At 56.0% G+C, this 24,584-nt stretch carries 21 protein-coding genes and 4 pseudogenes; 14 read left to right on the forward strand and 11 right to left on the reverse strand.

Going from position 1 to position 24,584, the window contains the following annotated elements; translation table 11 throughout:
- Nucleotides 1-26: 26 nt before the first annotated feature.
- Entirely contained in the window at nt 27-1,493 is a 1,467-nt protein-coding gene (locus tag H7R58_RS00085; RefSeq protein WP_182929755.1) for a sulfatase, read from the reverse strand.
- 6 nt (nt 1,494-1,499) lie between these two features.
- Entirely contained in the window at nt 1,500-1,973 is a 474-nt protein-coding gene (locus tag H7R58_RS00090) for a hypothetical protein (protein WP_182934546.1), read from the reverse strand.
- A gap of 166 nt (nt 1,974-2,139) precedes the next feature.
- On the opposite strand from H7R58_RS00090, the gene H7R58_RS00095 reads away from it, so the two are divergent.
- Nucleotides 2,140-3,171: an IS630-like element ISEc33 family transposase gene (locus H7R58_RS00095; RefSeq protein ID WP_001395480.1), complete on the forward strand. Its 1,032-nt coding sequence runs from the start codon at nt 2,140-2,142 to the stop codon at nt 3,169-3,171.
- A gap of 5 nt (nt 3,172-3,176) precedes the next feature.
- Here the strand turns inward: H7R58_RS00095 and H7R58_RS00100 are convergent, their stop codons facing one another.
- Nucleotides 3,177-4,112 carry a sulfatase gene (locus H7R58_RS00100; RefSeq protein ID WP_106924815.1) on the reverse strand — a complete coding sequence of 312 codons (936 nt, stop codon included), beginning with the start codon at nt 4,110-4,112 and terminating at the stop codon, nt 3,177-3,179.
- Nucleotides 4,113-4,526: 414 nt separating this feature from the next.
- Here H7R58_RS00100 and H7R58_RS00105 point away from each other — a divergent pair, with 414 nt between their 5' ends.
- The 5 genes from H7R58_RS00105 to H7R58_RS00125 all read left to right on the forward strand — a co-directional run bounded on the left by H7R58_RS00105 (nt 4,527) and on the right by H7R58_RS00125 (nt 8,647).
- Nucleotides 4,527-5,876, forward strand: a complete 1,350-nt coding sequence (locus H7R58_RS00105; protein ID WP_106924816.1) for a glycoside-pentoside-hexuronide (GPH):cation symporter — start codon at nt 4,527-4,529, stop codon at nt 5,874-5,876.
- Nucleotides 5,877-5,908: 32 nt separating this feature from the next.
- Complete coding sequence (locus H7R58_RS00110; RefSeq protein ID WP_106924817.1) at nt 5,909-6,256, forward strand: YidH family protein; 348 nt, start codon at nt 5,909-5,911, stop codon at nt 6,254-6,256.
- Nucleotides 6,246-6,608 (forward strand): DUF202 domain-containing protein, encoded by a 363-nt coding sequence (locus H7R58_RS00115; protein WP_106924818.1) that lies wholly within the window; start codon nt 6,246-6,248, stop codon nt 6,606-6,608. Before H7R58_RS00110 ends, H7R58_RS00115 begins: the two co-directional genes overlap by 11 nt.
- The gene (locus tag H7R58_RS00120) at nt 6,605-7,726 is read left to right on the forward strand and encodes an anaerobic sulfatase maturase (protein WP_181357966.1); all 1,122 of its coding nucleotides are present in this window, start codon (nt 6,605-6,607) and stop codon (nt 7,724-7,726) included. Before H7R58_RS00115 ends, H7R58_RS00120 begins: the two co-directional genes overlap by 4 nt.
- 108 nt (nt 7,727-7,834) lie before the next feature.
- Nucleotides 7,835-8,647, forward strand: coding sequence for a helix-turn-helix domain-containing protein (locus H7R58_RS00125; protein ID WP_106924820.1), 813 nt, complete (start codon nt 7,835-7,837; stop codon nt 8,645-8,647).
- A 107-nt stretch (nt 8,648-8,754) separates the two neighbouring features.
- On the opposite strand, the gene H7R58_RS00130 is transcribed toward H7R58_RS00125, so the two are convergent.
- From H7R58_RS00130 to dsdX, 4 genes are all read right to left on the reverse strand, one after another.
- Entirely contained in the window at nt 8,755-10,050 is a 1,296-nt protein-coding gene (locus H7R58_RS00130) for a BNR repeat-containing protein (RefSeq protein ID WP_182929757.1), read from the reverse strand.
- Nucleotides 10,050-11,321 (reverse strand): MFS transporter, encoded by a 1,272-nt coding sequence (locus tag H7R58_RS00135; protein WP_182929758.1) that lies wholly within the window; start codon nt 11,319-11,321, stop codon nt 10,050-10,052. The genes H7R58_RS00130 and H7R58_RS00135 overlap by 1 nt, the downstream gene beginning before the upstream one ends.
- Nucleotides 11,322-11,490: 169 nt before the next feature.
- Nucleotides 11,491-12,813: a D-serine ammonia-lyase gene (dsdA, locus tag H7R58_RS00140; RefSeq protein ID WP_182929759.1), complete on the reverse strand. Its 1,323-nt coding sequence runs from the start codon at nt 12,811-12,813 to the stop codon at nt 11,491-11,493.
- A gap of 17 nt (nt 12,814-12,830) precedes the next feature.
- Nucleotides 12,831-14,168: a D-serine transporter DsdX gene (dsdX, locus tag H7R58_RS00145; RefSeq protein ID WP_182929760.1), complete on the reverse strand. Its 1,338-nt coding sequence runs from the start codon at nt 14,166-14,168 to the stop codon at nt 12,831-12,833.
- A gap of 227 nt (nt 14,169-14,395) precedes the next feature.
- On the opposite strand from dsdX, the gene dsdC reads away from it, so the two are divergent.
- Nucleotides 14,396-15,322, forward strand: a complete 927-nt coding sequence (dsdC, locus tag H7R58_RS00150) for a DNA-binding transcriptional regulator DsdC (RefSeq protein ID WP_182929761.1) — start codon at nt 14,396-14,398, stop codon at nt 15,320-15,322.
- A gap of 97 nt (nt 15,323-15,419) precedes the next feature.
- Here the strand turns inward: dsdC and H7R58_RS00155 are convergent.
- Together H7R58_RS00155 and H7R58_RS00160 are read right to left on the reverse strand one after the other, a co-directional pair.
- A pseudogene (locus H7R58_RS00155) lies at nt 15,420-16,336 on the reverse strand (MFS transporter).
- A 174-nt stretch (nt 16,337-16,510) separates the two neighbouring features.
- Nucleotides 16,511-17,344 carry a DMT family transporter gene (locus tag H7R58_RS00160; RefSeq protein ID WP_182929762.1) on the reverse strand — a complete coding sequence of 278 codons (834 nt, stop codon included), beginning with the start codon at nt 17,342-17,344 and terminating at the stop codon, nt 16,511-16,513.
- A 220-nt stretch (nt 17,345-17,564) separates the two neighbouring features.
- Between H7R58_RS00160 and ivbL the strand changes: the two genes are divergently transcribed.
- The 3 genes from ivbL (at nt 17,565) to ilvN (ending at nt 19,749) form a co-directional block, all read left to right on the forward strand.
- Complete coding sequence (gene ivbL / locus H7R58_RS00165) at nt 17,565-17,663, forward strand: ilvB operon leader peptide IvbL (RefSeq protein WP_072011409.1); 99 nt, start codon at nt 17,565-17,567, stop codon at nt 17,661-17,663.
- Nucleotides 17,664-17,766: 103 nt separating this feature from the next.
- The gene (gene ilvB / locus H7R58_RS00170) at nt 17,767-19,455 is read left to right on the forward strand and encodes an acetolactate synthase large subunit (protein ID WP_106924826.1); all 1,689 of its coding nucleotides are present in this window, start codon (nt 17,767-17,769) and stop codon (nt 19,453-19,455) included.
- A gap of 3 nt (nt 19,456-19,458) precedes the next feature.
- Nucleotides 19,459-19,749 (forward strand): acetolactate synthase small subunit, encoded by a 291-nt coding sequence (gene ilvN / locus H7R58_RS00175; protein ID WP_065357373.1) that lies wholly within the window; start codon nt 19,459-19,461, stop codon nt 19,747-19,749.
- Between the two features lie 36 nt (nt 19,750-19,785).
- Here the strand turns inward: ilvN and H7R58_RS25575 are convergent.
- Nucleotides 19,786-19,881, reverse strand: a pseudogene (locus H7R58_RS25575) (hypothetical protein); the annotation flags it as partial.
- A gap of 23 nt (nt 19,882-19,904) precedes the next feature.
- Between H7R58_RS25575 and uhpA the strand changes: the two are divergent.
- The 3 genes and pseudogenes from uhpA to H7R58_RS00190 form a co-directional block, all read left to right on the forward strand.
- The gene (uhpA, locus tag H7R58_RS00180) at nt 19,905-20,498 is read left to right on the forward strand and encodes a transcriptional regulator UhpA (RefSeq protein WP_106924827.1); all 594 of its coding nucleotides are present in this window, start codon (nt 19,905-19,907) and stop codon (nt 20,496-20,498) included.
- Nucleotides 20,495-21,997, forward strand: coding sequence for a signal transduction histidine-protein kinase/phosphatase UhpB (gene uhpB, locus H7R58_RS00185; protein WP_182929763.1), 1,503 nt, complete (start codon nt 20,495-20,497; stop codon nt 21,995-21,997). Before uhpA ends, uhpB begins: the two co-directional genes overlap by 4 nt.
- A 9-nt stretch (nt 21,998-22,006) precedes the next feature.
- Nucleotides 22,007-22,897, forward strand: a pseudogene (locus tag H7R58_RS00190) (MFS transporter); the annotation flags it as partial.
- 20 nt (nt 22,898-22,917) lie between these two features.
- On the opposite strand, the gene H7R58_RS00195 reads toward H7R58_RS00190, so the two are convergent.
- A complete protein-coding gene (locus H7R58_RS00195) occupies nt 22,918-23,949 on the reverse strand; it encodes an IS630-like element ISEc33 family transposase (RefSeq protein ID WP_001395480.1) in 1,032 nt (343 codons plus the stop codon).
- A gap of 100 nt (nt 23,950-24,049) precedes the next feature.
- Here H7R58_RS00195 and H7R58_RS00200 point away from each other — a divergent pair.
- Nucleotides 24,050-24,481, forward strand: a pseudogene (locus H7R58_RS00200) (MFS transporter family glucose-6-phosphate receptor UhpC); the annotation flags it as partial.
- Between the last annotated feature and the right edge of the window lie 103 nt (nt 24,482-24,584).

The raw sequence follows: 24,584 nt of genomic DNA on the forward strand, positions 1-24,584 counted from the left end.
GCCGACTGGACATCGGCGGGCCTCATTCAGGCTAGATTCAAGCGGGTAAACTGCTCCTCCGGTGCCTGATTTTTTATCATCCAGCGCTTAATTTCAGCCGCGAATAGGACTTCCGTTTCCGGCGCATTCAGCGGATGGAGCTGCTGATAATCCTCCTGTAAATCAAACAACAGCGTACCTTCCAGCCCCTGTGATAATTGCGGTATTTTCAGTAATGGGCAGCCTTTCGCAAACGGGAAACTTTCGGTCGGCGGCACGAATGTGGCGGTGGCCAGCAGCGCCGGCGACATGCGGTAATTCATATAGCATGGCATCAGCGTGTACTCGTTGACCGTTTGTCCATTTTTCCCGCCGTGCATATAGACATAGCGGCCGTCGGTGACGTTGACCTCTTTGCCAAAGTAGCCAAAAATCAGCGAGTTGTGAACCGGGGTATCATTATCGATGACCGGCTGTAGATCTTTACCGTCCATATCGGCAGTGGGTTCAAGATTGAAGAATTTCAGCAGCGTTGGCGCCATATCAATCATTGATGCCAACCCCTGGCGGCTCTCATTTTTATGCTGGCCGCGCGGATCCCAGATAAACAGGGGCGTATGGGCCACTTCGCAGTAGCTTGGGGGCAGGTTCTTTGCCCACCACCCGTGCTCGCCGAACATAAAGCCGTGATCGGTATTCACAATCAGCATGGTGTCATCCCATAGATTGTGTTTATCCATCACATCCAGCAGGTGATTCAGATATTTATCGCACAGTGAAAACATGGCACGCGCACGATTTTTACAGTGTTCAACCATCTCCGGGCTCTCTTCAACCTGGCGGTAGAATGGCCAGTCAAAGTGCGGCCCATCGTAGTTTTCCGGATACAGCGCCTGACATTCTGGTGAGGAGAAGTACGGCTCATGCGGGTCGAAGGCTTCCAGATGTAAAAACCAGTTATCTTCGGCGTGGTGCTTTTCTAAAAACTCTTCAGCCAGCGAGAAAACCTGCGGCGTACACATTTTTTCTTCGCTATCCATATAGGAACGGTTAATGAAATCACGCTTCTCAAGATCTTTACGCCAGCCTGACAGCGACGGGTCGTAGTTATCGGGAAAGACCGGGTCGATAATCGCCGCTTTGTACTCGTCGACCTCCTGCCCGCGAACAAACTCCGCCGAGGCGTAGCGGTTGTGGTAAGTAGCGCCACCATCCTGCCAGTAGTGGTAGTGATCGGTAATTAAATGGCTATAAATACCGTTATTTTTCAGTATTTCCGGCAGTGAATCGTCGAACGGTTCAATCGGCCCCCAGGCCCGATGCAGAAAGTTATAGCGACCGGTGTGCAGATCGCGGCGAGCGGGCATACAGGGCATTGAGCCAATCCACGATTGGTCGAAGCGCAGGCTATGTTCCGCCAGACGCTGAAAACCCGGGGTCTGCACATCGGTCGCGCCGTAGGGCGACAGCATGCGGCGGCAGAGGGAATCAAACATAACCATGATGGCTTTCATACGGTCTTACCTCCGCTCCGGTTTTTTCAGCCCTAAGCGTTCGTATTGTTCCTCCGGCGCATCGTTCTCGGCCATCAGCCGGGTGATTTCTTTTTGCAACCGGGCGACGACTTCGGGATTATGCTGAGGCGTTGACTGGCGCGGATCGTCAGTTACGTTAAACAGTACGCTCTGCCAGTTATGTTCCAGCGGTACCATGCCGAGGCCAATATCAGCGATTTTCATCAGGCGACAGCCTTTGGTGAAACTAAAGGACTCCACAAGCTCCGTTTGCTGCAACTCCTGCAGCGTGAACGGGTGACGCATATGCGTTGGCATCAGCGTGTAGTGATTCAGCGGGCGGTTCGCTTTGGTTGGGGCGTGCGTATAAACCCAGGTGCCGTCGGTGCAGCTGACCTGCGCGCCATAGACGCCAAAGAGCGCGGTTTCTCGTACCGCGACATCATTAGCGATAGTCTCTTTCAGCGCTTTCCCCTGCATGTCCTGCGGGATCGAAAGATTAAAGTAATCCAGCAGCGTGGGGGCTAAATCGATGGTCTGTACTAAATAGCTGCGCGGAATAGTAGATCACTGAAAGGGAACTCAGCCCGGATTGTGCGATCTGATCAATCGCCAAACCAACCAAAATCACCAACCGGACTGAGCGATGCCGATCATAGTACCAATACCCCGTGGCGAACGACGCCTGATGCAGAAAGCTATTCATAAAACGCGTGATAAAAATCATGCCCGCAGACTCACGGCCATGCTGATGCTTCATCGGGGTGAACGGGTCAGCGATGTTGCCAGAACTCTCTGTTGTGCCCGTTCATCCGTTGGTCGCTGGATTAACTGGTTTACGCACTCAGGTATTGAAGGCCTGAAATCCTTACCCGCAGGGCGCTCCCGACGCTGGCCTTTTGAACATATCTGCACCCTGTTACGTGAGCTGATAAAGCATTCTCCCGGCGATTTTGGTTATCAACGTTCACGCTGGAGCACCGAATTACTGGCAATAAAAATCAATGAGATAACCGGTTGCCAGTTACATGCAGGAACCGTTCGCCGCTGGTTGCCATCTGCGGGGCTTGTATGGCGCAGGGCCGCGCCAACTCTGCGTATCCGTGACCCACATAAAGATGAAAAGATGGCGGTAATCCACAAAGCGCTGGATGAATGCAGCGCAGAGCATCCGGTATTTTATGAAGATGAAGTGGATATCCACCTTAATCCTAAAATCGGTGCGGACTGGCAGTTGCGCGGACAGCAGAAACGGGTAGTGACGCCGGGGCAGAACGAAAAATACTATCTGGCCGGCGCACTGCACAGTGGCACGGGTAAAGTCAGCTACGTGGGCGGCAACAGCAAAAGTTCAGCGCTGTTTATCGCTCTGCTGAAGCACCTGAAAGCCACTTACCGGCGGGCGAAAACAATCACGCTGATCGTTGATAACTACATTATCCATAAAAGCCGCGAAACACAGCGCTGGTTGAAAGCAAATCCCAAGTTCAGGGTAATTTACCAGCCGGTTTACTCGCCGTGGGTGAATCATGTGGAACGGCTATGGCAGGCACTTCATGACACGATAACCCGTAATCATCAGTGCCGCTCAATGTGGCAGTTACTGAAAAAGGTCCGCCATTTTATGGAAACCGCCAGCCCATTCCCCGGAGGAAAACATGGTCAGGCAAAAGTGTAGCGGTATTAGGCGCAGCTATTTAGCTGTTGGCTTCGGCCCGTTTTCTTACTGCGCGGATCGTAGATAAATAACGGCGTATGCGAGACTTCTTCATAGAAATTGGCATCGTTGGCTTTGGCCCACCAGTCGTGCTCACCCAGTAAATAACCGTGATCGGTATTAATAATCAGTAAGGTGTCTTCCCACAAATTGTATTTATCCATCATGTCGAGTACGCGGCCAATACCGACGTCGCACATATTTAATAGGCCACGATATTCTTCACGAAGATTATTTTTCCACGGGCGTTCTGCATCCGTAACCTGCGCATAATGAGGCCAGTCGAATTCCGGCCCAGCGATTTTTTCTTTCTGTCGTCGATGGAAAAAGGGTTCGTGTGGATCGAATGTTTCAATTTGCAAAAACCAGTTATCCTCAGCGTGGAATTTTTCGATAAATTTCATTCCCAGATCAAATGTTTTTTCGATGGGGAATTTATCCTGTTGAAGTATTTTTTCCCTGTTTGCCTGGTCTTGCGACATCATTTGTCCAAGGTGCGGTGGAAACTCGCGTTTTTTAATATTGGGTTCCCAGTGGTCACCTTCCTGACCGCGCACGATTTCCCACGATGCATAGCGATTATGGTAAGTACAGCCACCGTCCTCCCAATAATGATAATGGTCGCTGATGAGATGACTGTGTACGCCATTATTTTTCATGATCTCAAAGCAGGAGTCATCGAAAGGTTCCAGCGGGCCCCAGCTACGGTGCAGAAAGTTGTAGCGCCCGGTATGCAGCTCGCGCCTGGCGGGCATACAGGGCAGGCTTCCTACGTAGCTTTTGTCGAAAACCATGCAGTTGTTTGCCAGACGGGTAAAATTCGGCGTGTCGCTGCGGCTGGAATTATATGGCCCGAGGTAATGTCTGTTTAATGAATCATACATAACCATAATGGCTTTCATGATATCTCCTGATGATATTGTTATTTATGTGAAACTAATCGTTGTAATGGTTATTTGTATTAGAGAACGATCACAAATAAGAGTAATCATAAATGGCTTGTGGAAAATCGTAACTCGAACGGGAAGGGAATAGGGTACTGCGTTAATTGCTAATAATGTTGGGTTTGTGAAGAGTGCTGGATTTCATTTGAAGTGAGAGATTGTGTAATATCTTTCTGAGGGACGTTTTTGTTTCGCTGGAGATATATATTTTCTGAATAATAATAATATCAAATCCATGAATGCATTAGAAATATATGGGAGTGGCTTCACAAATAAAAATAAACATAACCAGCTAATTAAAAATCATAATAACGACATCAGAAATGCTATCTCTACTATGTCACCACTTTAATTCACAACACAGGAAGTGGTATGAGCGATAACACACTCTCTTTAAAAGAAAAAATAGGTTATAGCCTTGGCGATGCGGCAAGCCATATCGTCTTTGACAACGTCATGCTATATCTCATGTTTTTTTATACCGATATCGCGGGTTTACCTGCGGCCTTTGTTGGCACCATGTTTTTAGTCACCCGCATCCTGGATGCAATCTCCGATCCGTGTATGGGGCTGCTTGCCGACCGCACACGGTCACGCTGGGGGAAATTCCGCCCCTGGATCCTCTGGGCGGCTATTCCCTTTGGCATCAGCTGCTACTTTACCTATACCGTACCAGACCTGTCTCTTGGCGGAAAAATGGTCTATGCCACAGTGACTTATATTGTACTCACGCTGCTTTATACGATAGTGAACATTCCCTATTGCGCGCTCGGTGCGGTGATTACTAACGATCCGCAGCAGCGTATTTCCATGCAGTCATGGCGCTTTGTGCTGGCTACGGCTGGCGGCATGTTGTCTACAGCGCTGATGATGAAAATGGTGGAGTGGATTGGCGGGGACGATAAAGCTTATGGTTTTCAGATGAGTATCGCCATTCTGGCCGTGCTGGCGATCGTGATGTTTTTTATCTGTTTTGCGACAACGAAGGAGCGAGTCGTTGCGCCGCCAACCAGTGATGGCTTTAAAGGGATGCTCAGCGACCTGAAAGATATCTGGCAGAACAGCCAATGGCGCGTGGTGGGCTATTTAACGGTCTTCGCGATTATTGGGACTTCGGTGCGCGGCGGCGCGATGATGTATTACGTCACGTGGATTATGGAGTCGCCTAAGCTATTTTCTCTATTTCTGACGACTTACTGCGTCGGTAATATTATCGGCAGTGCGATAGCCAAACCGCTTACCGGTCACTTCTGCAAAGTGAAGGTGTTTATTAGCTGTAACGTGGCGCTGACGTTACTGAGTTTTTGTATGTTCTTTGCCCCGATGGATACCGTCACGTTGATGTTTTGCCTGATCTTTATCATCGGTGTTCTGCACCAGGTGATGACGCCGATCAAGTGGGTAATGATGGCGGATACCGTTGACTATGGCGAAGCCTGCAATGGCAAACGTCTGACCGGAATCAGCTTTGCGGGAACCCTGTTTGTGCTGAAAATGGGGCTAGCCGTTGGCGGGGCGGTTATCGGTTGGATGCTGGCGGCCGGGGGCTATCAGGCGGGGGCCACGTCGCAGTCTGCTGCGACGCTGACCACCATCACGCTGCTGTTTACCGTGGCACCGGGTATTTGCTATTTACTGTGCGCGGTAACGGCAAAAGCGTTCTATAAACTAGACAGCGAAGCGATGGTGCGCGTTAATGCCACTCTCAAAAGCAGAGCATAATCAGCTGAGATAAAGATACAAAAGGAGCCGTCATGAAAATTTCCCGCCTCGGAGAAGCGCCTGATTACCGTTTCTCACTGGCCAACGAGCGTACGTTTCTGGCCTGGATTCGCACGTCGCTGGGCTTTCTGGCGGCGGGAGTCGGGCTCGATCAGCTGGCGCCAGACTTCGCGACCCCGGCTATCCGCGAAGCGCTGGCGCTGCTGTTGTGCCTGTTTGCCGGCGGGCTGGCTATCTACGGCTACCTGCGCTGGTTGCGTAACGAAAAGGCGATGCGGCTGAAGGAAGATTTACCCTATACCCGCAGTCTGCTGGTGATAAGCCTCATGCTTACCTTCGTGGCGGCGGTGGTGATGCTGCTGGTGCTGTATGCCGGATAGTCGCAAAGCCCGGCGTCAGGCTGACCCGGGCTTGCAGCCTGAGCGCACGTCGCTGGCATGGTTGCGCACCCTGCTCGGCTATGGCGCGCTGATGGCGTTAGCGCTTAAACACAACTGGCATCAGGCGGGTATGCTGTTCTGGGTATCGCTTGGCGTGCTGGCGATTGTCGCCGTTATCCTGTGGCAATATACCCGCAACCGTAACGTGATGGATGTAACGCAGGATGATTTTGCGCAATCGCGCGCGGTACGTGACAAATTCTTGATCTCCCTCGCGGTGTTATCCCTCGCAATATTGTTTGCTATTACCCACATTCGCCAACTTATTATTTTTCTAAGGGATTTTACATGACAGGATGTCAGGTGATGGCCAAACCGGCCAGCTCTCGCTGTAACCTCAACTGCCGCTACTGCTTTTACCTCGAAAAACCCGAACAGCCGATGATGGATGAGGCCACGCTGGAGCGCTTTGTCAGCCAACACATTGCGGCGCAGCCTGGGCCAGAAGTCACTTTTGCCTGGCAGGGCGGGGAGCCAACGCTGTGCGGGCTGGCGTTTTTCCAGCGCGCGCTGGCGCTGCAAAAGCAGTACGCTAACGGCAAACAGATCCACAATGCCTTCCAGACCAACGGTCTGCTGCTCAATGACAGCTGGTGTCGCTTCTTTAGGGAGAACGGCTGGCTGGTCGGGATCTCACTGGACGGTCCGGCCGATCTCCACGATACCTATCGTGTTAACCGCAGCGGCAAGCCGAGCCACCACAAAGTGATGAAAGCCATTGAGATGCTCTCTCAACACGGCGTCGAATTTAATCTGCTGGTGGTGGTCAATCGTCTGAATAGCCAGCAGCCTCAACGTCTCTATCGTTACCTGCGCGGTCTCGGCACCGCCTTTTTACAGTTTATTCCGCTGGTTGAGCGCGATGAGCATGGCAAGCTCAGCGCGGAGTCGGTTACCGCCGATGCGTGGGGCGCATTCCTGACGGGCGTGTTTAACCAGTGGGTCCATGAAGATATTGGCCGTGTTTATATACAGCTGTTTGATTCAACATTAGGCGTCTGGAGCGGCCATCGGTCGCAGATGTGCGCGTTCAGCGAAACCTGCGGTCACGCTTTTGCGCTGGAGGCCAACGGCGATCTCTACCAGTGCGATCACTTCGTTTACCCCGAGTTTTATCTGGGAAACATCCATCAGCAGACGTTACAGGCGCTGAATGCTACGCCGCAAGCCGCCGCCTTCAGCCAGCAAAAACAGCGTGGGCTAACAGACGCGTGCCGCCAGTGCACCGTGCTGCCGTTCTGCCAGGGCGATTGCCCAAAGCACCGAAACGCCGATGGAAAAAGCGCACTGTGTGAGGGCTATCGCCAGTTCTTTACCCACAGCGCGCCGTATATGAAAGCGATGCGCGATCTCCTGAAACAACGCCGCTCACCGGTGGAATTAATGGTGATGTTAAATCAGAGCCGATAAGCTTTCTCTGTTTGCCAGCCGCCGAAGACGAATGGCAAACAGGTCAAGGCGAACGCCGTCTGTTCTGGTATCACTAGCGTACTGAGTGATAACCCGTCAGGAGTGTCTATGTCGCTTGTGCTGCCCCGTGATACCCATTTCCGCCACCCGCAGGAGAGCGTGGTGTTCCATTTCTGGCATCCGGAGAAAAGCATCAGCCATGAACATACGCACGAATACTGCGAGCTGTTCCTGGTCGGCAGCGGAAGCGGAATTCATGTTATCAATGAAAAGCCCTACCTGTTGAGCAGCGGTACGCTGTGCTATCTGAACCGGCAGGATTATCACCTGTTTGAAGAGATGAAGGATTTGCAGCAGGTGAACCTGCTGTATCTGGGGCGCGATAGCTTCAATTTTATCAAGCACATCGATTATCTGCTGCCGCAGGAAGGGGAGAGCAACGTCTGGCAGCTGGATGTCGGCATTATGCAGCGCATATTTGACCGTCTGGCGAGTCATCGCGAAGAAGAGTTTAGCGACCCTCTGCTGGCGGAAAGCCATAAGGAGATGATTTTCCTGGAAGTGTTACATACGCTGAACCTCTGGCGCTACAAAACGCAGGCGTTTCACTCCAGCGAAGACCGCATTAGCCAGGTGCTGATTCACCTGAACGGTCGCTGGCAGCAGCCGCTCGATCTCGACGGTTTATGTCAGATGTTTGCTATTTCACGGCGTACGCTTCAGCGTGGATTTAGCGACTACACCGGCGTTTCGCCGCAGCAGTATCTGGCCCGTGTGCGGCTGCTGCAGGCACGCTACCAGCTGCGTTTTACGCAAGATACGGTCAATGAAATAGCCATACGCTGCGGATTTGGCGACGTTAGCTACTTTTCGCGCGCGTTTCGCCGTCAGTTTGGCGTTTCGCCCAATCAGTGCCGCTAGCTATCAGGCTGGCGGGTGATTCGCTGCGCCACCGGTGTCAATCATTGCACGGGATGAGCAGGCCGGATAAGCGCAGCGCCATCCGGCATTTTGGTTTTGTTGTCGCCTTATATTTTCCTTTCAATCACTTCCAACTGCGTAGCGCCGGGCCTTTCTTCGTGCGGCACATCGCGGAAAATCGGCAGAGCCTCCCAGCGTAGCCAATAGCGGCTTTGCGGGCTGTAATCACTGTTCTGCGCGGCGACCAGCTGCACTTCGGCCCGTGGCGCAACGTTCTGCCGGGGCCGCCATTGTTCGGCTGGCAGCGGCGGTGTGGGCGTGCGGTGAGCGACAACGCTAAGCGTCCGGTCATCAATAATCCACTCACCGCTTCCGGCCCCGGCGGTGCTCCAGTCCACGGCCATTTGCCCGTTACCGATCGCGCGCGGCGCGCTGAGGGTGACGTCCGGTGGAATCGAGCCGCCGCCGCTGAAATCCCAGCGGAACGCCCACTGGCTAATCTGCGCCTTTTGCCAGCTTCCCTTACCGTCCGGGCGCGCCAGATAAGCCTGCGACAGCCCCCGATCATCATAACGATGGTAAATCAGCACCGGGCGCGCCTGATTATCAAAACCGACTTCCTGCACCATATTGATAAGCCCGCCGCCGATACCGGCGTCATCGACAATTTCACCCTGATGGCGGGCAATCGGCAGGGCGAGCGGCGTACCGTCTGATTTCTCCCAGCGCTGCAGGTCGCGGCTGCGGGCGTAGGAAAGATTATTGTTGGTCTCGCAGTGCGGCGTTTCGCGCCACATCCAGATCATATGCCAGTAACCGTCTGGCCCCAACAGCGGCTGGCGGGCATAGCCGTTGCGCGCGCCTTCTCCGTTGAGTAGCGGGGTCTCTAACAGGCGCGTCCAGCGCTGGCGGTCAACGTCGTAAATGTTATACAGATCGTCACCATTGCCGCTACAACCATCGCGATAGCGGAAGATCAGCCGCCCCTGCGCATCCTTAAAAAACACCGGGTAGGTTGCACGCGCTTCGCGTTTGCCGGTCATCGCCGGTATGCATTCCAGCGTGGTGATGTCCAGCGGCTGGCGGCTGCGGAAGTAAATAAGCGGATCAACATGCATATTGCCGGAAAGATGCAGGAATCCGCCGCTATCAACCGCCATCGTCAGATAATTGTGCGAATCAAACTCGGTGATATGCGAGTAGCGTTCGCGCTCTGGCAGCCAGAGCCCCTCTGGCTGAAACGTCTGCCATGGGCCGTCGGGCAATTCACGCTGGCCCACGGTGATGCGGTGCTCGGCGTCATACCAGGCGGCGAACTGGTGGTTGTCGTGATTAATCAGACAGTAAAGTACGGTGAAATCTGCGCAGGCGTGTGCCACGGGCGCAACAACGATATCGGTCATCAGACGGTCTCCGGACGAGAAACAAACGATTTTTTACGACGCAGGAAGAAGGCGGCCAGCACCAGCGCGCCGATGGGGTGCAGGGTCGCACCGGCATAAATCGGCATCGAATAACCAAAGTGGTCGATAATAGTGCCGACAAAGCCGTTAAAGATAATGGAGGTCACGCCGCCCAGCGCGCTCATCACGCCGATAGCGGTGGCGATGGCCACGCGCGGTGCCAGCCCGCCCATCATGATGGTGGCCATACTGAGCCAGGCGGTGCACATAAAGTTAATCACCGTCATGATCGCCACCGCCGCGTAGGCGTTGCTGATGGATGGCAGCAGAAAGACCAGCGGCGCCAGGCAGGTGACGGACCAGATAATGGTTAAGCGGGCGCGGGTGGCATCCATACCGCGCGCAACGAGGCGGTCGGAGGCCCAGCAGACTGCCAGCACGCCAAAGACGGCAACCAGCGGCGGCAGCCACATCAACTTGCCGACTTCCGCCAGCGTCAGGCCGATTTTTTCCTGCATAAAGCCGACCTGCCAGTACTGATAGAAAAACCAGAACGGGTCGGTGAGTAAGCGAGCAATCAGCAGCGCCCAGATAGGTTTTGAGGTCAGTACCATCTTGTAGCGCTCAACCAGCGGCACGCTGATGGCGCTCACCTGCGCCGTGTCGTCGGCCGCAGGCGGCGTTTTACGGCTGGAGAGATACCACATCACCCCGACCACCACGCCTGCCATTGCTGGAATAAAGAACGCCCAGCGCCAGCCGGTTGATATCGTCACCCAGGCGACAAACGGTGGCGCAAGAATCAGCCCTAATGACTGAATAATATTGGTAAGCTGGAAGGCAAAGGCGCGCTGCTCGGCGCGAAACCAGGTAAAGACCGCCAGCGTTAGCGCCGGTACGATCCCGGACTCCGCCAGCCCCAGCATCACGCGCCCGACAATAAGCCCGGTCATCGAGTGCGACAGGCCGGTAATCAGCGTAGCCAGCGACATCAGTATCATTAGCGCGCACAGCACGTAGCGGCTGCCGAATCGGTCAACGATACCGCCCACAAAGAAATACATGAAGGTATAGGGGATCATAAAGGCGCTGATCAGCACCGAATAATCGCTGTTATCGAGCCCCAGCTCCTGCATCAGCGTGGTTTTCAGGATGGAAACAATTTGTCGGTCGAGCGAGAAGAAAAACAGCACGCAGCCGAGAAGCAATAGCAGCACCCAGATGAGCAGGGTGAAGCCGCCCCGGCTGATATTTTTGTCAGCCTGTTGCATTGTGTTCTCCGGTTTATCGTAGAAATACGAGGTAATCCGGAGTATATCGGTGTGTTTTTTGTGCGGGAGAGAAGGGCTGACGGAGTGTGACGTAAGACAATACGCTTTGACTTCCCGCGCCAAAATGGCGCGGGATCTGGCATGAATGTCCCGCTTCTGCGGCGTGGAGTTAGCGGCCTTTGGCCAGGTACTGCGCCATTTCGGCTTCTGGCACCATGCCGCCGCCCGTCGCCCATACCAGATGGGTGGCGTGATTGAGCTGCTCTGCGCTGAAACCATGCATCTGCTGGTAAGCCCTGGAGGCACAAACGTGCTGAGGGCCAGCCATGCCTGCCAGCGCCGACGGCTCAAGACGAATGCCTTCTTCCTGCGCCAGCCAGCCCAGCATGTCGTACATTGTCTGATCGTCCAGGGTGTACAGACCGTCGAGCAGACGCTCCATCGCCCGGCCGACAAAGCCCGAGGCGCGACCGACCGCTAGCCCATCCGCCGCCGTCAGGTTATCGATGCCGATATCCTGCACAGAAAGGGTATCGTGTAGCCCGGTGTAAATCCCCAGCAGCATGCACGGTGAATGAGTCGGTTCAGCGAAGAAGCAGTGAACATTATCGCCAAACGCCAGCTTAAGGCCAAACGCCACGCCGCCAGGGCCGCCACCGACGCCGCAAGGCAGGTAGACAAACAGAGGATGATCGGCATCCACCACGCGCCCCTGCTGGGCAAACTGCGCTTTCAGACGCTGACCGGCGACCGCATAGCCTAAGAACAGCGTGCGGGAATTTTCATCATCGATAAAGAAGCAGTTCGGATCGGACTCTGCCGCCTTACGACCTTGTTCAACCGCCACGCCATAATCTTCTTCGTACTCCACCACCGTCACGCCGTGGCTGCGCAGCTTGGCTTTTTTCCACGCGCGGGCGTCTGCAGACATATGCACCGTAACGTTAAAGCCGATGCGGGCACTCATGATACCAATCGACATGCCGAGGTTGCCGGTGGAGCCAACCGCGATGCTGTACTGACTGAAGAACTGTTTAAATTCAGGTGAAAGCAAAACGCGGTAATCGTCTTTGGTGGTCAGCAGACCGGCTTCCAGCGCCAGTTTTTCCGCATGGGTCAGTACTTCATAAATGCCACCGCGGGCTTTAATCGAGCCTGAAATAGGCAAATGACTGTCTTTCTTCAGCAGGAGTTCGCCGTTAATGTGCTGCCCGAACGCTTTTTCCAGCCGTTTTTGCATGGCCGGGATTGCGGCCAGCTCAGATTCGATAATGCCCCCGGTGGCGGCGGTTTCCGGGAAGGCCTGCGCCAGATACGGTGCGAAGCGCGTCAGACGCGCGTGGGCGTCCTCAACATCGTGTGCTGTCAGGCCAACATAGGGTAAACCTTCCGCAAGAGAGGTGGTGCCAGGGTTAAACCAGGTTGTCTCTTTCAGAGCCACCAGATCTTCCACTAAAGGATGCTGGGCGATAAGTGTTTGAATGTTTTCCATAGTCAGTCTCTTCGCGCTTAGATAATAAAGGAAAGCAGGAATGTGCACGCCAGTGCAATCACCGACGCGATAAATGTCGCAGTCGTATAGTATTTGAACGTCTCATTCAGGGTGGCGCCACAGTACTGCTTCACCAGCCAGAACAGGGAATCGGTGACGATCGTGCAGCCAATAGCGCCAGAACCGATGGCAATAGCGATGATCTCCGGGCTTACGTTAGGGTAGAGTGGCAGCATCGGTGCCACGATTGCCGTCGCGCCCATCATCGCCACCGTGGCAGAACCTACCGCCGCGTGCAGAATCAGCGCAACCAGCCAGGCCAGCAGAATCGGGTGCATATGCATGTTCGAGAGGATCAGCGCGAGGGTATCCGCCAGCCCGCTGCTCTTGAGGATAGCGTTGAATGCGCCGCCTGCGCCGATAATCAGCAAAATGTTAGCAATGGAGCCAAAACCGTTTTCGGTATGGGTCAGCAGCGCACCCATGCCGATGTGCTGGCGCAGGCCGAGAACGTAATAGGCCACGAAAACGGCGATAAACATCGCGGTGATCGGGTTACCAATAAACTCCAGCAGCGTATACACCGTGCTGCCTTTCGCCATGTTCAGTTCCGCGACGGTTTTCACCAGCATCAGGCCAATTGGCAGCAGTACGGTAAACAGCGTCGCGCCCAGCGATGGCAGCGTGCTTTCATCACGCACTTTCAGGTCGGAAAACTCAGCCGGTACTGGCTTAAACGGCAGACGATTACCGAGAAACTTCAGGTACAGCGGCCCGCCGATTAGCGATGCCATTAAGCCCACCAGTAAACCGTAGACAATCACGGTGCCAATGTCTGCGCCCAGCTTGTTGGCCACGAACAGCGCCGCCGGATGCGGTGGTACGACGCAGTGCACCGCCATCAGCGCGGTACACAGCGGGATCGCCAGCTTTAGCAGCGAAGTATTGGTCTTTTTGGCAATTGAGAATGCCAGTGGAATTAATAGCACCACGCCCACTTCAACGAACAGCGTGATCCCGCAAATCAGCCCGACCAGCACCATAATGACGTCGGCGGAAAGCCAGCGGCAGCGCTGTAGCGTCAGGCCGATGCGTTCGGCCGCGCCGGAGACTTCCATCATTTTTCCAAGGATAGTCCCAAGGCCAATAACCGCCGCGAGGAAGCCCAGCGTACTGCCGATGCCGTTCTCGATGGCATTGACCATATCCAGCGGCCCCATACCCATCATCGTCCCCACGAAGAAACTGGCTAACAGCAGCGCCAGAAACGGGTGGAATTTGAACTTCACGATGGTCAAAACGATTAACACGATGCTTATCAGCAGCGTGCTCACAACCCAGATCTGAGAGTGCATAGCTCACCTTGCCCTGTGATTAATATGGGTTTATTGGACAAAAATAAGGCACCCGCTGACAAACGATATAAATCGCCCTTCACATGAGCCAGATTGAATCAAAATGGTGATTTACGTCTTATTACCGGTAATTTATGCGACATGAATCATTCTGATTCATCTTTGTGCTGATTTTGCCGGTGATTTTTTTTACACTCCGGCGAAAAACAGGCAATACGGAGAGGAATATGGAACCCCTGCGCGAGGGCAGAAATCGTCTGCTGAACGGCTGGCAGCTATCAAAGCTGTATACCTTCGAAGTGGCGGCCCGGCATCAGTCGTTTGCGCTGGCGGCAGACGAGCTGTCATTAAGCCCCAGCGCCGTCAGCCATCGCATTAACCAGCTGGAAGAGGAGCTGGGTATTCAGCTCTTTGTCCGCTCGCATCGTAAAGTAGAGCTCACCCACGAAGGTAAACGCGTGTTCTGGGCGCTGAAATCATCGCTGGATACGCTCAACCAGGAGATTCTTGATATTAAAAATCAGGAGCTATCGGGGACGCTCACCGTCTACTCGCGGCCTTCTATCGCCCAGTGCTGGCTGGTTCCGGCGCTCGGTGACTTTACCCGCCGCTACCCGTCCATTTCACTGACCATCCTGACCGGCAACGACAACGTCAATTTACAGCGCGCCGGGGTTGATTTGGCTCTCTATTTTGACGATGCGCCTTCCGCACAGCTCGTGCATCACTTCCTGATGGATGAAGAAATTCTGCCGGTATGCAGCCCGGAATACGCCCGCCGCTACGCTCTGACCGGCTCGCTGGTAAACCTGCCACACTGTACGCTACTGCACGACAGACAGGCGTGGAGCAACGACTCAGGGACCGATGAATGGCACAGCTGGGCGCAGCAGTATGCGGTGAATTTGCCGACATCGTCGGGCATTGGTTTCGATCGTTCTGATTTAGCGGTGATTGCGGCGATGAACCACATCGGCGTGGCGATGGGGCGAAAGCGGCTGGTGCAAAAGCGCCTCGACAGCGGGGAGCTGGTGGCTCCTTTCGGTGATAAGGCGCTGAAATGTCATCAGCATTATTACGTCACCACGCTGCCCGGCAGGCAGTGGCCGAAAATTGAGGCGTTTATTGGTTGGCTTCAGGAGCAGGTTAAATAGGCGTTTTACGCCGGGTGGCGGCTCCGCCTTACCCGGCCTATTCATGCCCAATGTAGGCCGGATAAGCGAAGCGCCATCAGGCAACGGTCGGACGCGATTACACCGCCTGGCCCTGATGCGCAAAGCGCGACGCTAGCGGCAGCCAGCAGAGGAAAATCAGCAGCCCCATCAGCGTCATCAGCAGCCCGATGCTGGCCTGACCGGTTTGCGGCATCATCGCCGACAGCCAGGCCAGCACGCCGGAGCCGATATTTTGCAGGCCGCCAACCAGCGCCCCGGCGGTACCGGCGAGGAACGGGAAGGGCTCCATTGCACCAGCACGCCGGAGCTGGCTTCAAACACCGCAATACCGGCCAGGCCGCCAATCAGCATCAGCAGGTAGCAGTTAAAGCCGCTATTACCGAACAGCGTTTTGTAGTTGCTGATAAGCCGGGTTTTCGGTGCGCCGGTCGGACGCGTTTCCGGCATCCAGCGCGCCATGCTGAAGGTGACACCTGCGCAGAGCACCAGCAGGAAACCGTAGCAGGCACGCCAGTTGATCAGTGTCTCCAGCACGCCGCCAATCAGCGGCGCCAGCAGCGGGCTCACCAGAATACCCATATTTAACAGACTGTTGGCGTGGCGAAGCTGGCTGCCTTCGTACAGATCGCGCGGCAGCGTTCGCGCCATTACGCCGCCAACTCCGGTCCCCATACCCTGTAGGGCGCTGGCGGCAATCAGCACCGTCAGGCTATGGGTTGTCACGGCCACCAGCGTCGCCAGCATAAAAATCGACATCCCGGTGAGGATCACCGGGCGGCGGCCCACGCGGTCGGACAGCGGGCCGTAAAACAGCTGCGAAACGCCGTAGGTCAACAGATACGCGGCCATTACGCTCTGCACTGCGCCTTCGCGAACGTTCAGATCGCTCGCCATCTGGGCAATGGCGGGGATGTATATGGTTTGCGCCATCTGACCGACGGCCACAAGCAGCACCAGCATCACCAGGATGTTGACGTTTCTATCTCTTTTCATTTCGCTGATTACTTTATGGAAATTGAGTTTATAAGAATAAATATCCAGGCAAGACGCCAAATCGGAGAGGAATCTACCACACTGAGGTCGCAATTTAACCATGCGTCATGTAAATGAAATGTGTGATACAGGCAGGATTTATACACGTAAACGGCAACAATAGTTGCCAGTTTATCAGGACAGCCGCAGCAGGATGGCACCAGCGGCAATCCCGCAGGCGGCGACCATGCGCAGCCCGGCGACCCGCTCTTTGAGCAGCAGCCAGGCAATCAGCGCGCCGAACAAAATTGAGCTTTCACGTAGCGCGGCGACCACCGCTAGCGGGGCCTGGGTCATTGCCCACAGCGCCAGGCCGTAGGAGCCCATCGTTCCCATGCCGCCTAAAATGCCTTTTTTCCAGTGCGTTGCCAGATAGCGTGCGGCTTCACGGCGGCGGGCGATTGTTGCCCAGCACAGCAGGCTGGAACCGTTGAGGAAAAACGACCACAGCGTATAGCCCAGCGCGGTGCCGGAAAGCCGCACGCCGGTGCCGTCAATCAGGGTGTAGCTCGCAATGATACAGGCGTTGAGCAACGATAACACAATACCCGCCTGAGACCCCGAGCGGCCGTTGAAGGCCATCGCCAGAATGGCCGAACAGATGACCGCAATACCGCCCCAGGCCAACGGAGAAAGGTGGTCGCCAAGACACAGCACGCTGATGGTGGCCACCAGAAGCGGCGCGGTGCCGCGCATCAGCGGGTAGGTCTGGCTCATGTCGGCAATCTGATAGGTTCGCGCGACCAGCACGGTGTAAATCACCTGCAAAACGGTAGAGGCGATCATAAACGGCACGCTGGCCGCTGAGGGCGTTGGGGCGAAGGGTAAAAGCAGCAGCGCGATAAGCGCAGCGGAGCCGGTGACGCCGATAGCCGAATAGAGTTTATCGTTTCCCGCCTTAACGATGGCGTTCCAGCTCGCGTGCAAAAGTGCGGCAAATAGCAAAATGCAGAAAACAGAGAGCGTCATGATAATACGTGGCCTGACAAGTTTTAACCAAAACGTAACACAGCCGATGGGCAACGAACAGGGCCAGAAATAGGGAAATGCCGGGACAGATTAGAGGATTCTCCTCCGTGTGGAAGTGTGATCGCTGCTGCATTTTTGTGCGGATGAAAATATTTCCATTGTCAGCCTGAAAAAGCTGTGTTTGTATGAATTCACTAAACGAATTGAGAGAAGACCCTTAATGACCCCATCAATGCTGACTTCGACCCTACTAAAAACCGCGCTACCAGCCGCGGTGGTCGTCGTGCGTGTGGTGGTGGTCGTCGGCAATGCGCCGTAGGGTCAGGAACACACACGATTCCAAACCCCGCCGGCGCAAACCGGGCGGGGTTTTTAGTTTCTAGCCCCCTCCGGATAGTCGGCCTAGTTGAAAGGACTGGAGCATGGCAATTTCGGGCACCACATCAAAGACCACGCGTTTTACCGGCGCGCAATTAATCGTTCATTTACTGGAACGCCAGGGTATTACCATGGTCACCGGCATTCCCGGCGGCACGGTTCTGCCGCTGTATGACGCCTTGAGCCAAAGCACCCAGATCCGTCATATTCTGGCGCGACACGAGCAGGGCGCAGGCTTTATTGCCCAGGGCATGGCGCGTACCCACGGCAAACCGGCGGTATGCATGGCCTGTAGCGGGCCGGGCGCGACCAACCTGGTTACCGCCATTGCCGATGCGCGTCTCGACTCCATCCCGCTGGTGTGTATCACCGGCCAGGTGGCCTCCTCGTTAATCGGTACCGACGCGTTTCAGGAAGTCGACACCTACGGCATCTCTATCCCCATCACTAAACACAACTACTTAGTCCGCAACATCAATGAATTACCGAAGGTTATTGCTGATGCTTTCCGGATTGCACAGTCTGGCCGCCCAGGCCCGGTGTGGATAGACATTCCTAAGGACGTTCAGACCGCGGAAATCGATATCAGCGAATTGCCAGAGCCCGGCGGCCGCGCGGCAACGCCGGAATTCAGCGCAGAGAGCGTGAGCGAAGCGGCAGCGATGATCAACGCCGCACAGCGTCCGGTGCTCTATCTGGGCGGCGGCGTTATCAACGCGCCGGAACGCGTTCGCGAGCTGGCGGAAAAAGCCAACCTGCCCACCACCATGACCCTGATGGCGCTGGGCATGCTGCCAAAAGCCCACCCGCTGTCATTAGGTATGCTGGGAATGCACGGTGCGCGCAGTACTAACTTTATTCTGCAACAGTCTGATTTACTGGTTGTTTTAGGTGCGCGTTTTGATGACCGGGCGACGGGTAAAGTGGCTGAATTCTGCCCGAATGCGAAGATTATCCACGTTGATATCGACCGCGCCGAGCTGGGTAAAATCAAACAGGCGCACGTGGCGATTCAGGCCGACGTTGACGACGTACTGGCGCAGCTGCTGCCGCAAATTGACGCCCAGCCGCGCGCTGAATGGCGCGGCAAAGTGGCGGAATTGCAACAAGAGTTCCCGGGGGCGATTCCTCAAGCGGGCGACCCGCTCAGCCATTACGGCCTGATCAACGCCGTTGCCGCCTGCGTGGACGACAGCGCGATTATCACCACCGACGTGGGCCAGCATCAGATGTGGACGGCGCAGGCTTACCCGCTGAACCGTCCGCGCCAGTGGCTGACCTCCGGCGGCCTCGGCACCATGGGCTTTGGCCTGCCTGCGGCCATCGGCGCGGCGCTGGCGAACCCGGACAAAAAAGTGCTGTGCTTCTCCGGTGACGGCAGCCTGATGATGAACATTCAGGAGATGGCGACCGCGGCGGAAAATCAGCTGGATGTGAAAATCATCCTGATGAACAACCAGGCGCTGGGTCTGGTACACCAGCAGCAGAGCCTGTTCTACAAACAGGGCGTATTTGCCGCCACCTACCCAGGCATGATTAACTTTATGCAGATTGCCGCCGGTTTCGGTCTGGAAACCTGCGATTTAAACAATGAAACAGACCCGCAGGCGGCGCTGCAGGCGATTATCAATCGCCCGGGCCCGGCGTTGATTCACGTGCGAATCGATGCAGAAGAAAAGGTGTATCCGATGGTGCCGCCGGGTGCGGCAAATAGCGAAATGGTGGGGGAATAAGCCATGCAAAAACAAACTCATGACAACGTTATCCTGGAACTCACCGTGCGCAACCACCCGGGCGTAATGACTCACGTCTGCGGGCTCTTTGCTCGCCGAGCGTTCAACGTCGAAGGCATCCTATGCCTACCGATTCACGGCAGCGACCATAGCCGCATCTGGCTGTTGGTGAACGACGATCAGCGCCTTGAGCAGATGATGAGCCAGATCGACAAGCTGGAAGATGTGGTGAAAGTGGCGCGAAATCAGTCCGACCCGTCGATGTTTAACAAAATCAGCGTCTTCTTCGAGTAATCCGCTCAAGGCTTGAACAGTCACGCGCTTATCGTTAAGGTAAGCGCTTTTGCCGGATGGCGGCGTAAACGCCTTATCCGGCCTACCACGGCTCCCGCCCGTAGGCCTGATAAGCGTAGCGCCATCAGGCATTTTCAAGCACCAGGACAACATCCATGATCACCATCGCCCTTATCGACGACCACACTATCGTCCGCTCCGGCTTTGCCCAACTGCTGGGGCTCGAAGCTGATTTGCAGGTCGTCGCCGAATTCGGTTCAGGGCGCGAGGCGCTGGCTGGGTTGCCGGGGCGCGGCGTGCAGGTGTGTATCTGTGATATCTCAATGCCGGATATCTCCGGTCTTGAACTGTTAAGCCAGTTGCCAAAAGGCATGGCGATTATCATGCTCTCCGTCCACGACAGCCCGGCGCTGGTGGAACAGGCGCTTAACGCAGGCGCACGCGGCTTCCTTTCCAAACGCTGTAGTCCGGATGAACTGATTGCCGCCGTGCATACTGTAGCAACCGGCGGCTGTTATTTGACGCCGGACATCGCCGTCAAGCTGGCGGCCGGGCGTCAGGACCCGCTGACCAAACGCGAACGCCAGGTGGCGGAAAAGCTGGCGCAGGGGATGGCGGTCAAAGAGATTGCCGCCGAACTGGGCCTGTCGCCGAAAACGGTACACGTCCACCGCGCTAACCTGATGGAAAAGTTGGGCGTCAGCAACGACGTTGAGCTGGCGCGCCGCATGTTTGATGGCTGGCAATGAACGCACTTTTCTCCCGGCTGATCACCGTTGTCGCCTGCTTTTTTATTTTCTCCGCCGCCTGGTTTTGCCTGTGGAGTATCAGTCTTCACCTGGTTGAGCGCCCGGAGCTGGCGGTACTGCTGTTCCCGTTTGGTCTCAGGCTAGGGCTGATGCTGCAATGTCCGCGCGGCTACTGGCCGGTGCTGGTGGGCGCTGAGTGGCTGCTGGTCTACTGGCTGGCGCAGGAGGTGGCGCTGGCGCATCTGCCTATTTTGATGATCGGTAGCTTCCTCACGCTGCTGCCGGTGACGCTGATCTCGCGCTACCGCCATCAACGCGATTGGCGAACATTGTTGTTACAGGGCGCGGCGCTCACGGCGGCAGCGCTGCTGCAATCGCTGCCCTGGCTGGGGCAAGGGGAAACCGCATGGACCGCGCTGCTGCTGACCCTCACCGGCGGGCTGACGCTGGCCCCTATCTGCCTCGTGTTCTGGCACTACCTCACCAGCACCACCTGGCTGCCGCTTGGCCCGGCGCTGGTGTCGCAGCCGGTGAACTGGCGCGGGCGGCATCTGGTCTGGTATCTGCTGCTGTTTACCGTCAGCCTGTGGCTACAGCTCGGTTTGCCCGCAGAACTCTCGCGCTTTACCCCGTTTTGTCTCGCTTTACCGATTATCGCGCTGGCCTGGCACTACGGCTGGCAGGGGGCGCTGATCGCCACCCTGATGAACGCCATCGCCCTGATTGCCAGCCAGACCTGGCACGATCACCCCGTTGATTTATTGCTTTCGCTGCTGGCGCAAAGCCTGACCGGGCTGCTGCTCGGCGCGGGCATCCAGCGACTGCGCGAGCTAAACCAGTCGCTGCAAAACGAACTGGCGCGCAACCACCGGCTGGCGGAACGCCTGCTGGAAACCGAAGAGAGCGTGCGGCGCGACGTAGCGCGTGAGCTGCATGACGATATCGGCCAGACCATCACCGCCATTCGCACCCAGGCGGGCATCGTCCAGCGGTTGGCGCCTGAAAACGCGGGTGTGAAGCAGAGCGGGGCGCATATTGAGCAGCTGTCGCTGGGCGTTTACGACGCCGTACGCCGCCTGCTGGGTCGGCTGCGCCCGCGCCAGCTCGATGACCTCTCGCTGGAACAGGCCATTCGCTCGCTGATGCGCGAAATGGAGCTGGAAAGCCGGGGCATCGTCAGCCACCTCGACTGGCGAATTGATGAATCAACGCTGAGCGAAAGCCAGCGGGTAACGCTGTTCCGCGTCTGCCAGGAAGGGCTCAACAACATTGTGAAGCACGCGAACGCCAGCGCGGTGACGCTACAGGGCTGGCAGCAGGATGAACGGCTGATGCTGGTGATGGAAGATGACGGCAGCGGCCTGCCGCCGGGGTCGAATCAACAGGGCTTTGGCCTCACCGGCATGCGCGAACGCGTGACCGCGCTCGGCGGCTCGCTCACGATTTCCTGCATGCACGGCACGCGGGTCAGCGTCTCTTTGCCTCTGCGCTACGTGTAAGGAACGGCAATGTTTCAATTTCTCAAGGCGCCGGCTAATGCCCCGCGCATTACCGACAAGCAGGAAGTGGATGCCCAGTACCGCTATTGGCGTCGGCATATTTTGCTGACCATCTGGCTTGGCTACGCGCTGTTTTACTTCACCCGTAAAAGCTTCAACGCCGCGGTGCCGGAGATTCTCACCACCGGCGTGCTGACCCGCAGCGATATTGGCCTGCTGGCGACGCTGTTTTACATCACCTACGGGCTGTCGAAGTTTATCTCCGGCATCGTCAGCGATCGCTCCAACGCCCGCTATTTTATGGGGATCGGGCTGATTGCCACCGGGGTGGTCAATATTCTGTTCGGCTTCTCCACTTCGTTGTGGGCCTTCGCCCTGCTGTGGGCGCTGAACGCCTTCTTCCAGGGCTGGGGCGCGCCGGTCTGCGCCCGCCTGCTCACCGCCTGGTACTCGCGCAACGAGCGCGGCGGCTGGTGGGCCATCTGGAATACCGCGCACAACGTCGGCGGGGCGCTGATCCCTATCGTGATGGGCGCGGCGGCGCTGCACTACGGCTGGCGTGCGGGGATGACCATCGCGGGAACCATGGCGATTGTGGTCGGCCTGTTCCTCTGCTGGCGACTGCGCGATCGTCCGCAGGCCATTGGTCTGCCGCCGATTGGCGACTGGCGGCACGACGAACTGGAGATAGCCCAACAGCAGGAAGGGGCCGGGCTGACGCGCAAAGAGATCTTCACCCGTTACGTGCTGCTCAACCCCTACATCTGGCTGCTGTCGCTGTGCTATGTGCTGGTGTACGTGGTGCGCGCGGCGATCAACGATTGGGGCAATTTATACATGTCCGAGACGCTGGGCGTCGATTTGGTGACGGCGAATACCGCAGTGACCATGTTTGAGCTAAATAGCTGCGCCTAATACCGCTACACTTTTGCCTGACCATGTTTTCCTCCGGGGAATGGGCTGGCGGTTTCCATAAAATGGCGGACCTTTTTCAGTAACTGCCACATTGAGCGGCACTGATGATTACGGGTTATCGTGTCATGAAGTGCCTGCCATAGCCGTTCCACATGATTCACCCACGGCGAGTAAACCGGCTGGTAAATTACCCTGAACTTGGGATTTGCTTTCAACCAGCGCTGTGTTTCGCGGCTTTTATGGATAATGTAGTTATCAACGATCAGCGTGATTGTTTTCGCCCGCCGGTAAGTGGCTTTCAGGTGCTTCAGCAGAGCGATAAACAGCGCTGAACTTTTGCTGTTGCCGCCCACGTAGCTGACTTTACCCGTGCCACTGTGCAGTGCGCCGGCCAGATAGTATTTTTCGTTCTGCCCCGGCGTCACTACCCGTTTCTGCTGTCCGCGCAACTGCCAGTCCGCACCGATTTTAGGATTAAGGTGGATATCCACTTCATCTTCATAAAATACCGGATGCTCTGCGCTGCATTCATCCAGCGCTTTGTGGATTACCGCCATCTTTTCATCTTTATGTGGGTCACGGATACGCAGAGTTGGCGCGGCCCTGCGCCATACAAGCCCCGCAGATGGCAACCAGCGGCGAACGGTTCCTGCATGTAACTGGCAACCGGTTATCTCATTGATTTTTATTGCCAGTAATTCGGTGCTCCAGCGTGAACGTTGATAACCAAAATCGCCGGGAGAATGCTTTATCAGCTCACGTAACAGGGTGCAGATATGTTCAAAAGGCCAGCGTCGGGAGCGCCCTGCGGGTAAGGATTTCAGGCCTTCAATACCTGAGTGCGTAAACCAGTTAATCCAGCGACCAACGGATGAACGGGCACAACAGAGAGTTCTGGCAACATCGCTGACCCGTTCACCCCGATGAAGCATCAGCATGGCCGTGAGTCTGCGGGCATGATTTTTATCACGCGTTTTATGAATAGCTTTCTGCATCAGGCGTCGTTCGCCACGGGGTATTGGTACTATGATCGGCATCGCTCAGTCCGGTTGGTGATTTTGGTTGGTTTGGCGATTGATCAGATCGCACAATCCGGGCTGAGTTCCCTTTCAGTGATCTACTATTCCGCGCAGCTATTTAGGCGGTTTCATCGGCGCGCTGGTGGCGGGCTGGGGCTCGGACAAACTGTTTAATGGTAACCGTGGGCCGATGAACCTGATCTTCGCCGCCGGGATTTTGCTCTCGGTGGGCTCGCTGTGGCTGATGCCGTTTGCCAGCTACGTCATGCAGGCGGCGTGCTTCTTCACCACCGGCTTCTTCGTCTTCGGCCCGCAGATGCTGATCGGCATGGCGGCGGCGGAGTGCTCGCACAAAGAGGCGGCGGGCGCCGCCACCGGTTTCGTCGGGCTGTTTGCCTACCTTGGCGCGTCGCTTTCCGGCTGGCCGCTGGCGAAGGTGATGGAAGTGTGGCACTGGACGGGCTTTTTCGTGGTGATTGCCATTGCGGCGGGCATCTCCGCGCTGCTGCTGCTGCCGTTCTTAAACGCCCAGGCGCCGCGAGAAGCGTGACCCGCTTCACTTTTCTAAGACGAATGACCTAAAACTAGGAAATTTTCCCGGTTTCACCTGGACGCTGTCTCAGGCCAGCCGCGCCGCTGATTTTTACAATACC

The organism is Klebsiella sp. WP4-W18-ESBL-05, assembly GCF_014169075.1.
GTDB classification, from domain to species: domain Bacteria; phylum Pseudomonadota; class Gammaproteobacteria; order Enterobacterales; family Enterobacteriaceae; genus Kluyvera; species Kluyvera ascorbata_B.

Bases quoted from the DNA above. Each gene is read 5' to 3' on its own strand.
- H7R58_RS00085 (WP_182929755.1), bottom strand. From the start codon at position 1,493: ATGAAAGCCATCATGGTTATGTTTGATTCCCTCTGCCGCCGCATGCTG.
- H7R58_RS00090 (WP_182934546.1), bottom strand. From the start codon at position 1,973: ATGCAGGGGAAAGCGCTGAAAGAGACTATCGCTAATGATGTCGCGGTA.
- H7R58_RS00095 (WP_001395480.1), top strand. From the start codon at position 2,140: ATGCCGATCATAGTACCAATACCCCGTGGCGAACGACGCCTGATGCAG.
- H7R58_RS00100 (WP_106924815.1), bottom strand. From the start codon at position 4,112: ATGAAAGCCATTATGGTTATGTATGATTCATTAAACAGACATTACCTC.
- H7R58_RS00105 (WP_106924816.1), top strand. From the start codon at position 4,527: ATGAGCGATAACACACTCTCTTTAAAAGAAAAAATAGGTTATAGCCTT.
- H7R58_RS00110 (WP_106924817.1), top strand. From the start codon at position 5,909: ATGAAAATTTCCCGCCTCGGAGAAGCGCCTGATTACCGTTTCTCACTG.
- H7R58_RS00115 (WP_106924818.1), top strand. From the start codon at position 6,246: ATGCCGGATAGTCGCAAAGCCCGGCGTCAGGCTGACCCGGGCTTGCAG.
- H7R58_RS00120 (WP_181357966.1), top strand. From the start codon at position 6,605: ATGACAGGATGTCAGGTGATGGCCAAACCGGCCAGCTCTCGCTGTAAC.
- H7R58_RS00125 (WP_106924820.1), top strand. From the start codon at position 7,835: ATGTCGCTTGTGCTGCCCCGTGATACCCATTTCCGCCACCCGCAGGAG.
- H7R58_RS00130 (WP_182929757.1), bottom strand. From the start codon at position 10,050: ATGACCGATATCGTTGTTGCGCCCGTGGCACACGCCTGCGCAGATTTC.
- H7R58_RS00135 (WP_182929758.1), bottom strand. From the start codon at position 11,321: ATGCAACAGGCTGACAAAAATATCAGCCGGGGCGGCTTCACCCTGCTC.
- dsdA (WP_182929759.1), bottom strand. From the start codon at position 12,813: ATGGAAAACATTCAAACACTTATCGCCCAGCATCCTTTAGTGGAAGAT.
- dsdX (WP_182929760.1), bottom strand. From the start codon at position 14,168: ATGCACTCTCAGATCTGGGTTGTGAGCACGCTGCTGATAAGCATCGTG.
- dsdC (WP_182929761.1), top strand. From the start codon at position 14,396: ATGGAACCCCTGCGCGAGGGCAGAAATCGTCTGCTGAACGGCTGGCAG.
- H7R58_RS00160 (WP_182929762.1), bottom strand. From the start codon at position 17,344: ATGACGCTCTCTGTTTTCTGCATTTTGCTATTTGCCGCACTTTTGCAC.
- ivbL (WP_072011409.1), top strand. From the start codon at position 17,565: ATGACCCCATCAATGCTGACTTCGACCCTACTAAAAACCGCGCTACCA.
- ilvB (WP_106924826.1), top strand. From the start codon at position 17,767: ATGGCAATTTCGGGCACCACATCAAAGACCACGCGTTTTACCGGCGCG.
- ilvN (WP_065357373.1), top strand. From the start codon at position 19,459: ATGCAAAAACAAACTCATGACAACGTTATCCTGGAACTCACCGTGCGC.
- uhpA (WP_106924827.1), top strand. From the start codon at position 19,905: ATGATCACCATCGCCCTTATCGACGACCACACTATCGTCCGCTCCGGC.
- uhpB (WP_182929763.1), top strand. From the start codon at position 20,495: ATGAACGCACTTTTCTCCCGGCTGATCACCGTTGTCGCCTGCTTTTTT.
- H7R58_RS00195 (WP_001395480.1), bottom strand. From the start codon at position 23,949: ATGCCGATCATAGTACCAATACCCCGTGGCGAACGACGCCTGATGCAG.